Source organism: Pseudoroseomonas cervicalis ATCC 49957 (assembly GCF_000164635.1).
Taxonomy (GTDB): domain Bacteria; phylum Pseudomonadota; class Alphaproteobacteria; order Acetobacterales; family Acetobacteraceae; genus Pseudoroseomonas; species Pseudoroseomonas cervicalis.
Window position 1 is genome coordinate 129,131 of the sequence record NZ_GG770783.1, and the last position, 11,366, is coordinate 140,496.

Here is an 11,366-nt window from a genome sequence, read left to right on the forward strand (position 1 = left end):
GCCGGCCAGCAGCGGGCGCCGGTCCGCCCGGCCCCTCCGCGGTCGCAGGAAATCCAGCCGCATGGCGCATCCTTCCGCGCGTGAACACTGCCCGCGCGGGCGGTGCCCGGCGCAGGCAGCGGCCATGACGGCGGGCGCCCCGCCGGTCAAGGGGGCGGCGATGCCCGGCCGGGCGGCATTCTGCCCCGCCGCCTGCCGCCATCCTGGGCAGAACCGCGCCGGACGGGGGCGGGGCGGCGCAGAGGGGGCTTGCGGCCCCGGGGCCAGACGTCCTAGCGTTTCACTTACAGGAACCTTGTTTCCAGAAAACGGAACACGGATGACCACTTTGTCCACCGCCGGGCAGGTGCTGCGCTGCTTCTCCGCGCATCGCCAGGAGCTGACCGTCACCGAGGTGGCGGAGCTGCTCGCCCTGCCGAAGAGCAATGTCTCGCGCCTGCTGCGGGCGATGCGCGAGGCCGGCTTCCTGGAAGGCGTGCCGGACAGCCGCGGCTACCGCCCCGGCATCCTGATGTTCGAGCTGGGCAACACCTATCGCCGCGATTCCGCGCTGGTCTCGCGCGCCCATGCGGGCGTCGCGCGGGTCAGCCGCGATTTCGGCCATACCGGCTATGTCAGCATCCGCGACGGGCTGGACGTGATCGGCCTGACCTATCACGAGGGCTCGCAGATGCTGCGCGTCGGCACGCCGATCGGCCAGCGCCTGCCGGCCTTCGCCGCCGCCTCCGGCCGCGCCCTGCTGGCGCGGCTGCCGGATGAGGAGGTGCGGCGCCTGCATCCCGCCAAGCTGGTGCCGCCCAGCGCCAACGCGCCGCGCGACATGCAGGAGCTGCTGCAGCGGCTCGAAGCCGTGCGGCGCGACGGCTACGCGCTGGCCGAGGATGAATCCAATCCCGGCGTCGGCAGCATCGCCGTCGCCATCGGCAATGCCAGCGGCAGCGAGGATGCCTGCCTCTGCATCGTCTATCCGCTGTCCCTGGTCGATGCCGATGAGCGCGACCGCATGATCGCCGCCCTGCTGGCCGAGGCGCGCGAGATCGAGACCCGGCCCGGCGCGGCGCCTTCGCCCCGCGACGCCGCCTGAGACCCCGAGGATACCAGATGAACGCTTCCGCCCCCCTGGCCGGCCACCGTTGGCGCATCGGCTTCGATATCGGCGGCACCTTCACCGATTTCATCCTGTATGATTCGGCGGCGGGCAGCGTGCGGCTGCACAAGCGGCTGACCACGCCGCACGACCCCTCCATCGCCGCGCTGCAGGGGCTGGAGGAGCTGGTGGCGATGGGCGGCATCGCGCTCGCCGATGTCGGCGAGATCATCCACGGCACCACGCTGGTGACCAATGCGGTGATCGAGCGCAAGGGGGCGAAGCTCGGCCTGATCACCACCGAGGGGTTCCGCGACATCCTGGAGATGGGCACGGAACAGCGCTACGACATCTACGATTTGTTCCTGGGCTTCCCCGAGCCGCTGGTGCCGCGCGACCTGCGCCTGGAGGTGCCGGAGCGCATGGACCGCGACGGCAACGCCGTCACCGCCCTGGACGAGGGCGCGGTGCGCGACGCGCTGCGCCTTCTGGTGGAGCAGGGGGTGGAGGCGGTGGCCGTCTGCCTCCTCAACGCCTATCGCAACCCGGCGCATGAGAAGCGCGTGGGCGAGATCGCCCGCGGCGAGTTCCCGCTTCTCTCCGTCTCGCTCTCGGCCGAGGTGGTGGCGGAGATGTGGGAGTATCAGCGCAGCGTCACCACCTGCGCCAATGCCTATGTGCAGCCGCTGATGGACCGCTATCTACAGCGGCTGGAGCGCGAACTGGCGGCGCGCGGCTTCACCGGCGCGCTGCGGCTGATGCATTCGGCGGGCGGCCTGGTCTCGCCGGCGACGGCGCGCGCCTTCCCGATCCGCCTGCTGGAGAGCGGCCCCGCCGGCGGCGGGCTGGCCACCGCCCTGTTCGGCACGCTGGCGGGCCAGAAGGACGTCATCTCCTTCGACATGGGCGGCACCACCGCCAAGGCCTGCATGATCGAGGATGGCCGCGTCGAGATCGCGCCGATGCTGGAGGCGGGGCGCGTGCACCGCTTCAGCAAGGGCTCCGGCCTGCCGATCAAGGCGCCGGTGATCGACATGATCGAGATCGGCGCCGGCGGCGGCTCGATCGCGCAGATCGACGCGGTCGGGCTGCTGAAGGTCGGGCCGCATTCCGCCGGCTCCGACCCCGGCCCGGCCTGCTACGGCATGGGCGGCACCAAGCCCACCGTGACCGACGCCAATCTCGTGCTTGGCTATTACGATCCGGGCTTCTTCCTGGGCGGGCGCATGTCGCTCGACCTCGACGCCGCGCGGCGCGCGGTGGAGAGCGTGGCGGCGCCGCTGAAGCTCGACGTGATGGATGCCGCCTGGGGCATTCACAAGGTGGTGGTCGAGAGCATGGCCGCCGCCGCCCGCGTGCATCTGGTGGAGAAGGGCAAGGATCCGCGCGGCTATGCCATGGTGGGCTTCGGCGGCGCCGGCCCGGCGCATGCCGCCGATGTCGCCCGCGCGCTCGGCGTGCGGGAGGTGATCATCCCGCCCGCCTCCGGCGCCGCCTCGGCGCTGGGTTTCCTGGCGGCACCACTCTCCTTCGAGACGGCGCGCTCGCTGCCCGTCGAATTTTCGCCCGGCTTCGACGCCGCCCTGGTCAATGGCGTGCTGGAGGACCTGGCCGCCGAGGGCCGCGCCCGCCTGCTGGAAGCGGGCGTCGCCCCGGAGGACATCCGGGTCGAGCGCAGCGCCGATATGCGCCTGGTCGGCCAGATGCATGACATCGCCGTGCCGCTGCCCGAGGGCGCCATCACCGGCGAATCGCTGGAGGAAATCCGCGCGAACTTCGGCAAGGTCTACGCCGCGCGCTACACCTCGCTCTATGACGGGGCGCGGATGGAGGCGATCAATTTCCGCGTCCGCTGCGTGGGGCCTGAGCCGGTGCTGTCGCTGACCGGCGCCGTCGGCGGCGGTGATTCGACCGCCAAGGTGAAGGGCCACCGCCGCGCCTGGTTCGAGGGCGGCTGGCAGGAGGCCACGGTCTATGACCGCTACGCGCTGGTGGCCGGCGACCGCATCCCCGGCCCCGCCATCATCGAGGAGCGCGAATCCACCACCATCGTGCCGCCGGGCGATGTCGTCACCGTCGATGCCGGGCTCAACCTGCGCATCGCCATCGCCGCCACGGCCCAGGCCGGCGCGCTGGTGACGCCTTGCATGGCACTGGAAGAAGCCTGCGCCCGCATCGAGGCCGACCCGATCGCGCTGGAGATCATGTGGTCGCGCCTGGTGACGGTGGTGGAGGAGATGTGGCTGACGGTCTGCCGCACCGCCTTCTCCCTCGTCATCTCGGAGAGCCAGGATTTCGCCTGCGAGCTGCTCGACCCCGAGGGCGAGACGCTGGCGCATTCGCCGCGCGCCATGCCGGTGTTCAACCTGTGCCTGCCGCTGGCGGTGAAGGCGCTGCTGCAAAAATATCCGTCGCACACGCTGCAGCCGGGCGATGTGCTGATCACCAATGATCCCTGGCTCTGCGCCGGGCATCTCTTCGACATCGCCATCGTCACCCCGGTCTTCCGGGACGGCCAGGTGGTCGGGCTGATGGGCACGGTGGGCCATGTCTCCGACATTGGCGGCACCAAGGATTCGCTGCGGGCACGCGAGATCTTCGAGGAGGGGCTGCAGATCCCCCCGATGAAGCTCTACGAGGCCGGCAGGCCCAGCGAGGCGCTGTTCGCCCTGCTGCGCGAGAACGTCCGCAACCCCGAGCAGGTGCTGGGCGACGTGCATTCCTTCGTCGCCGCCAATCGCCTCGGTGCCGAGCGGCTGCTGGCCTTCATGGCCGATTACGGCATGCAGGACCTGCGCGCCCTGGCGACCGTGGTGCAGCGCCGCTCGGAGACCGCCATGCGCGATGCCATCCGCGCCCTGCCTGACGGTGTCTACCGCTCCACCATCAGCAACAACCCGCTGGGCCAGGTGCTGTCCTACCCGCTGAAGCTGACGGTGGAGGGCGATGCGATCGAGCTGGATTTCGACGGCGCGCCGCCGCAGCTGCCGCAGGGCGGGCTGAACAGCACGATGAACTACACCGCGGCGCACGCCACCTATCCGCTGAAATGCATGCTGACGCCCGGCGTGCGCGGCAATGCCGGCTGCTACCGCCCCTTCACCGTGAAGGCGCCGGAGGGCTCGGTGCTGAACGCGAAGCGCCCGGCGGCGGTGAACATGCGCACCCGCACCGGCTGGTACCTGGCGCCGAACATCTTCCGCGCGCTGTCGGGCGCCGCGCCGGACAAGGTGCAGGCGAACACCGGCCTGCCCATGGCGGCCTATGTCTATGGCCAGGACGAGGCCGGGCGCACCTATTCCGACATGCTGTTCATCGGCGGCGGGCAGGGCGCCTCGGCGCATGGCGATGGCAAGTCCGGCCTGCTCTGGCCGACCTCCGCCTCCAACACCTCGATCGAGCTGTTCGAGGCGCGGGTGCCCGTGCTGGTCCTGGAAAAAACCTATCTGCCCGACAGCGGCGGGCCCGGCGCGCAGCGCGGCGGCCTCGGCCAGCGGGTGCGGCTGCGCAAGCTGCGCGAGGATGGGCTGGTGAGCTTCGTCTCGGTCTATCCGGAAGGCGTGGGCAACCCGATCCCCGGCCTGTTCGGCGGCGAGGCCGGGCGCGGCGCGCGTGGCCGCGTGCTGGACGACAAGGGCGCGCTGCTGGAGGATTGCGGCACCGGCCGCCTCGTCCAGGTGCAGGGCCCGGGCGAGATCGTCGAGATCTGCATCGCCGGCGGCTCCGGCTATGGCGACCCGGCGCGGCGCGCGCCGGAGGCCGTGGCACGGGATGTGCGTCTGGGCATGGTCACCGAGGATGGCGCCGCGCGCGACTACGCGGCGGCCCGGCAGAAGCAGGCGGAGCCGGCCTGAACCGGCGCGCGAGACAGGAGGCTTGAGGATGACGGAACTGACGAGGCGCGGCGTGCTGGCCGGCAGCGCCGCCGCGGTATCGGCCCTGATGCTCGGGGGCGGGGAGGCGGCCGCGCAGGGCCGCCGCATCCTGGTGCTGGCCAGCAACCAGGACATCCCCAATTTCGACCCGCATCTGGCCTCCGGCTATTCCACCAGCTGGATGATGCGCAATGTCTATGACTCGCTGGTGCGGGTCGAAGGCAACCCGCCCAAGCCGGTGCCGCATCTGGCGTCCTCCTGGACCGTGTCCGATGACGGCCGCGAATACGTCTTCAAGCTGAACCCGGCCGCCAGGTTCCATGATGGCAGCGCCGTCGATGCCGAGGCGGTCGTCTATTCCTTCGAGCGCATCCTGCGCCTCAATCGCGGCAATGTCTGGATGATCGCCGGCATCGTCCGCCCCGGCAGCGTCGAGGCGGTGGATGCGCAGACGGTGCGCTTCCGCCTGGCCACCGCCTTCGTGCCCTTCCTGCAGGTGCTGCCCTGGATCTGGATCGTCAATCCGCGCCAGGTCGAAGCCAACAAGGGCAGCGATGACGGCCAGTCCTGGCTGCGCGCCAACATCGCCGGCTCCGGCGCCTTCGCCGTGCGCCGCGCCGAGCCGGGCAATCTCTACGAGCTGGAGCGCGCCGCCAATGGCTGGCGCCAGGGCGGCGGCAACCTCACCGGCGCGATCTGGAAGATCACCCGCGAGACGGCGACGCAGCGCCTGATGGTGCAGCGGGGCGAGGCGCAGATCGCCCTCGACCTGACCAGCGAGGACATGGACACGCTGAAGAACCGGCCCGGGCTGGAGCTGGTGATCGAGCCGGAATACCGCACCTTCCAGATCAAGATGAACACGCGGCACGGGCCGCTGATGGACGCCAATCTGCGCCGCGCCATCTCCTGCGCCTTCAACTACCAGGCGATGCTGGATGTCGCCGGCTATGCCGATCTGATGAAGGGCCCGCTGCCCGACAGCATCGACGGCTTTGATGCCTCGCTGCAGCCCTGGCGCACCGATCTCGACCGCGCCAGGCAGTTCCTGGCGCAGTCGGCGCATCCGAATGGCGGCATCAAGCTGGTCATCACCCATGTCTCGGGGCTGGAGCAGCAGCGGCGCTGGGCGCTGATCCTGCTCGACAGCCTGCGCGCGCTGAATATCGATCTGGAGATCCGCTCGGCCATCTGGCCGGATCTCGTCGCCTCCTGCCGCTCGCCCGAGACGCTGGCGGATTTCTTCCCCGTCTACCAGACGGCGAATTACGGCGATGCCGACAACCTCGCCTTCGCGGGTTTCCATTCCTCGCGCAACGGCAATTGGCAGAACCCGGTCTATTCCAACCCGAAGGTGGACGCGCTGATCGTCGAGGCCCGCGCCGAGACCGATCCGGCGAAGCGCCGCGCCCTCTATGCCGAGTTCCAGCGCACCGTCATGCAGGATGCCTGCGACATCTTCGGCGTGCTGGAGCGGCGCAAGCTGGCGCTGCGCAACAACGTCAAGGGCTTCGTCTTCACGCCCGTCGCGTCCAACGCGCCGGAGCTCTTCCCCCTGTCGCTGGGCTGAGCGGGAGGGCCGCCGCATGATCCGCTACATCCTGCGGCGGCTGCTGCTGCTGGTGCCGGTGCTGGTGGGGCTGTCCATGCTGGTCTTCGCCATCGCCCGGCTGCTGCCGGGCGATCCGGTGCGGCTGGCGGCGGGGCCGAATGCCTCGGCCGCCGATGTCGCCTCGGTCGCGCGGGAGTTCGGCCTCGACCAGCCGCTGCCGCTGCAATACTGGCACTATGTCACGGGCCTGCTGCAGGGCGATTGGGGCGTCTCGATCTTCAGCCGCCGGCCCGTCATCGAGGATCTGGCGGCCTATCTGCCGGCGACGCTGGAACTGGTGCTGGCGGCGATGCTGCTGGCCGTCGCCATCGGCATCCCCGCCGGGCTGATGGCGGCGGTCTATCGCGACCGCTGGCCGGATTTCCTGTCGCGCGCCGTCTCGCTCGGCGCCATCTCCATGCCGCGTTTCTTCCTGGGGCTGCTGTTCCAGCTCGGCTTCGCCATGTGGCTGGGCTGGCTGCCGCTTTCGGGGCGCTTCCCGCTGACCGAGGATCCGCCCGCCACCATCACCGGGCTGCTGACCCTGGATGCGCTGCTCACCGGCCAGTGGCACGCCTTCGGCATCGCCCTGCAGCATCTGGCGCTGCCGGCCATCGCCATGTCGCTCTCGCCGCTGGCGACCATCACCCGCATGATGCGCGCCTCGACCATCGAGGTGCTGCAACAGGATTACGTGACGACGGAGCGCGCCCTCGGCCTCTCCGCGCGGCTGATCCTGTTCAAATACGTGCTGAAGAACGCGGTCTCGGCGACGCTCACCGTCATCGGCCTGTATTTCGGCTGGCTGCTCGGCGGCACCGTGCTGGTGGAGACGGTGTTCGACTGGCCGGGCCTCGGCCTCTACGCCACCCAGGCGGTGCTGACCCAGGATTTCATGCCGATCATCGGCGTCACGCTCTGCATCGGAACGCTCTTCGTGCTGGTCAATCTGCTGGTGGACCTGCTCTATGGTCTGCTGAACCCGCGGGTGCGCCTGCGATGAGCGGCGAGCGTCTCCGCCGCGGCCTCTACCGCTTCCGCCGCTCCTGGGTCTCGGTGCTCGGGCTGGTCATCGTGCTGGCGCTGCTGGTCATCGCCATCCTTGGCCCCGCCATCGTGCCGCATCCCGACCATGTGGCCGGCCTGGTGCAGACCGGCGCGCGCTTCCAGCCGCCCTCCGCCGAATGGTGGTTCGGCACCAATGAGGTCGGGCAGGACGTCTTCTCGCTGACGCTGGCGGGCACGCGCATCTCGCTGCTGGCCGGCATGGCGGTGGTGCTGGTCGGCGCCGGTGTGGGTGTGCTGGCGGGTGCCATCGCCGGCTTCTTCGGCGGCTGGGTGGATGAGGTGCTGATGCGCCTCTCCGACCTGATGCTGACCGTGCCGAGCCTGATCCTGGCCATGGCCGTCGCCGCCGCGCTCGGCCCCGGCACCGGCAACATGATCTTCGCCATCGCGCTCTCCTGGTGGCCCGGCTATGCGCGCCTCGTGCGCGGCGAGGTGATGGCGAAGAAGGAGGAGCAATTCGTCACCGCCGCCCGCGCCATGGGGGCGGGCCCGGCGCGGCTGCTGCGCCGGCACATCCTGCCCAACATCATCTCGCCGGTGATCGTGAAGATGTCGCTCGACATGGGCTTCGCCATCCTCACCGTCGCCTCGCTCGGCTTCGTCGGCATCGGCGTCAAGCCGCCGACCCCGGAATGGGGCTCTCTCCTGTCCGTCGCGCGCGCCAACATGCCGGATTACTGGTGGACGGCGATCTTCCCGGGGCTCGCCATCTTCCTCGCCGTGTTCGGCTTCAACCTGCTGGGCGACGGGTTGCGCGACCTGCTCGACCCCAAGGCGCGCCGCTGATGGCCCTGCTCGAGATCCGCGACCTGCATCTGCATATGCGCTCCTTCGATGGCGAGGCGCATGTGCTGAACGGCATCAACCTGAAGGTCGAGCGCGGCGAGATCTGGGGCGTGGTGGGCGAGACCGGCTGCGGCAAGTCGCTCACCGGCCTCTCCGTCTCGCGCCTGGTACCGGCGCCGCCCGCCCGCTACGCCCGCGGCCAGATCCTGCTGGAGGGCGAGGATCTGCTCGCCGCCTCCGAGGCGCGGATGCGCGCGCTGCGCGGCCGCCGCATCGGCATGATCTTCCAGGACCCGACCACCAATCTGAACCCGGTCTTCCGGGTGGGCGAGCAGCTGGTCGATGTCGCGCTGCATGCCGGGCGGGCCGACCCTGCGCTGCTGGGCCTGGCCCCCGGTGCCTCGCGCTCGGCGCTGAAGCGCGCGGCGCAGGCGCGGGCGCTGACGATGCTGGAGCATGTCGGCATCCCCGATGCGGCGTCGCGTATGCGGGACTATCCGCACCAATTCTCCGGCGGCATGCGCCAGCGCGTGCTGATCGCCATGGCGCTGATCGGCCGGCCGCGGCTGCTGATCGCCGATGAGCCGACCACCGCGCTCGACGTCTCGGTGCAGGCGCAGATCCTGCGGCTGATCCATGATCTGGTGCGCGAGCATGATCTCGGCGTGCTGTTCATCACCCACAATCTCGGCGTGGTGGCGCAGCTCTGCACCCATGTGGCGGTGATGTATGCCGGCAATGTGGTGGAGGCCGGCGCGGTGCGCGGCGTGCTGAAGCGGCCGGTGCATCCCTACACCCAGGCGCTGCTGGCGGCGCTGCCCACCGCCGGCCTGGCGCGCGGCGCGCTGCAGGGGCTGGCCGGCACCGTGCCCTCGCTGCTGGCGCCGCCGCCGGGCTGCCGGTTCTTTTCCCGCTGCCGCCTGGCGCGGCCCTCCTGCCAGTCCGGCGTGCCGCCGCTGGTGCCGCACGGGCCGGACCATGGCGCGGCCTGTTTCGTGGCGGCGGAGGAGGCGGCGTGATGCTCTCGGTCGAGCGGGTCAGCAAGCTCTATGGCGGCGAGCGGCGCGGCTTCTTCGGCCGCGCGCCGCAGGTCACCGCGCTCTCCGAGGTCAGCCTCTCCGTCCGCCGCGGCGAGAGCTTCGGGCTGGTGGGCGAATCGGGCTCCGGCAAGACGACGCTGACGCGCTGCCTGCTGCGACTGGAGGAGGTCTCGGCGGGCCGCATCCTGTTCGAGGGCGAGGACATCGCCCGCCTCTCGGCCGCCGGGCTGCGGGCGCTCAGGGCGCGCATGCAGATCGTCTTCCAGGACCCCTATGCCTCGCTGAACCCGCGCCTCAGCATCGCCGAGATCGTCAGCGAGCCGATGGAGATCCACAGCAAACGCCTCGGCCTCGGCCTCGGCGCCCGGGCGCGGCGCGACCGCGCGGCGGAGCTGCTGGAGCGGGTCGGGCTCGGCCCGCAGCATCTGGGCCGCTTCCCGCATGAATTCTCCGGCGGGCAGCGGCAGCGAATCGGCATCGCCCGCGCTTTGGCCACCGGGCCCGAGGTGCTGATCCTGGACGAGCCGACCAGCGCGCTCGACGTCTCGGTGCAGGCGCAGGTGTTGAACCTGCTGCACGAATTGCAGCAGCAGCTCGGGCTGACCTACTTCTTCATCAGCCACGATCTTGGCGTCATCCGCTATGTCTGCGACCGCGTGGCGCTGATCTATCGCGGCAGGCTGGTGGAGGAGGGGGAGACCGAGCAGGTCTTCCAAGCGCCGAGGAGCGAGTATGCGCGCAGCCTGCTGGCGGCGATGCCCGACCCGGACCCGGATCGTTCACCCTTCCGCTAGGGGGCTGGGCAGGGCCACGGCCAAGCTGTAACGAATCCGGAATGGAACCGGAATTCCTCCTGCCATCCGCCGCTGTCCCGTGCCCGGCCGCTCTGGTCGGCGCAGCGGTATCAGGTTAGGTTGGCACCATGCCGGATGCCCGCTCCGCCCCGCTTTCCCCCGCCGCCATGCAGTTCGACGGGGCGGCCGCCGGCTCGCCCGAACAGGCCTTCTGGACCTGGCGGCAGATCGCCGCCGTGTTCTTCGACGTGGCGCTGCCGACGCCGGAGGCGATGGACCGCTTCCACGTCTCGGTGGAGAGCCATGATCTCGGCGGCGTGGTGATCGGCCGCATCGCCGCCAGCGCGCAGATCTTCCGCCGCTCCTCCTTCACCATCGCCCGCACCGGGGTCGATCATTTCCTGGTCCAGCTCTACCGCCAGGGCGGCTATGAGGGGGTCGCCGGGGCGCTGCCGGTCACCGTGCGGCCGGGGGATATCTGCATCCTCGACATGGCGCAGACCCTGCACACCCAGGCGGAGGATTTCGAGAACATCACCCTGGTGGTGCCGCGCGCCTCGCTGGCGCCGCTGGTGCCCAAGCCCGAGGCGCTGCATGGCGTGGTGGTGGAGGGCGGCACGCCGCTCGGCCGGCTGCTCGGCCAGCATCTGGTGGGGCTGCAGGAATGCGGCGGCCAGCTGACCCAGGCCGAGGCGCAGCCGCTGCTGCAGGCCACCGCCATGCTGGTGGCCGCCTGCGCCACCCCCGTGCTGGCGGCGCGGCAGGAGGGGCCGAGCCCGGTCCACACCCCCTCCCTGGTGCTGATCCGCCGCTTCATCGAGAGCAACCTGGCGGCGCCGCAGCTCTCGCCGGAGATGCTGACGCGGCAATTCGGCGTCTCCCGCCCGACCCTCTACCGGCTGTTCGAGCCCTATGGCGGCGTCGCCTCCTATATCCGCCGGCGGCGGCTGGAGCGCTGCTTCCAGGAGATCACGGCCGCGGTGCCGGAGCGCCGGCGCATCGCCGAGATCGCCTATGGCTGGGGCTTCCGCAACGAGGCGGCGTTCAGCCGCAGCTTCCGCGAGGCCTTCGGCATGTCCCCGCGCGAGGCGCGGCTGGCCGGCGGCACCCGCCCGGCCGGCGGCC

At 70.7% G+C, this 11,366-nt stretch carries 8 protein-coding genes; all 8 read left to right on the plus strand.

The window, feature by feature from the left end; genetic code table 11:
• The first annotated feature begins 319 nt into the window (after positions 1 to 319).
• Complete coding sequence (locus HMPREF0731_RS17895; RefSeq protein WP_007005600.1) at positions 320 to 1,084, plus strand: IclR family transcriptional regulator; 765 nt, start codon at positions 320 to 322, stop codon at positions 1,082 to 1,084.
• Positions 1,085 to 1,101: 17 nt separating this feature from the next.
• Positions 1,102 to 4,941, plus strand: a complete 3,840-nt coding sequence (locus HMPREF0731_RS17900; protein WP_007005601.1) for a hydantoinase B/oxoprolinase family protein — start codon at positions 1,102 to 1,104, stop codon at positions 4,939 to 4,941.
• Positions 4,942 to 4,969: 28 nt separating this feature from the next.
• Complete coding sequence (locus tag HMPREF0731_RS17905) at positions 4,970 to 6,532, plus strand: ABC transporter substrate-binding protein (protein WP_040613871.1); 1,563 nt, start codon at positions 4,970 to 4,972, stop codon at positions 6,530 to 6,532.
• 16 nt (positions 6,533 to 6,548) lie between these two features.
• Positions 6,549 to 7,556 carry an ABC transporter permease gene (locus HMPREF0731_RS17910; RefSeq protein ID WP_007005603.1) on the plus strand — a complete coding sequence of 336 codons (1,008 nt, stop codon included), beginning with the start codon at positions 6,549 to 6,551 and terminating at the stop codon, positions 7,554 to 7,556.
• A complete protein-coding gene (locus HMPREF0731_RS17915; protein WP_007005604.1) occupies positions 7,553 to 8,407 on the plus strand; it encodes an ABC transporter permease in 855 nt (284 codons plus the stop codon). Before HMPREF0731_RS17910 ends, HMPREF0731_RS17915 begins: the two co-directional genes overlap by 4 nt.
• A complete protein-coding gene (locus HMPREF0731_RS17920) occupies positions 8,407 to 9,426 on the plus strand; it encodes an ABC transporter ATP-binding protein (RefSeq protein WP_007005605.1) in 1,020 nt (339 codons plus the stop codon). The genes HMPREF0731_RS17915 and HMPREF0731_RS17920 overlap by 1 nt, the downstream gene beginning before the upstream one ends.
• Entirely contained in the window at positions 9,426 to 10,241 is an 816-nt protein-coding gene (locus HMPREF0731_RS17925; RefSeq protein WP_007005606.1) for an ATP-binding cassette domain-containing protein, read from the plus strand. Before HMPREF0731_RS17920 ends, HMPREF0731_RS17925 begins: the two co-directional genes overlap by 1 nt.
• 128 nt (positions 10,242 to 10,369) lie before the next feature.
• On the plus strand, positions 10,370 to 11,366 hold a 997-nt coding region (locus tag HMPREF0731_RS25730; RefSeq protein WP_007005607.1), incomplete at its 3' end, for an AraC-like ligand-binding domain-containing protein.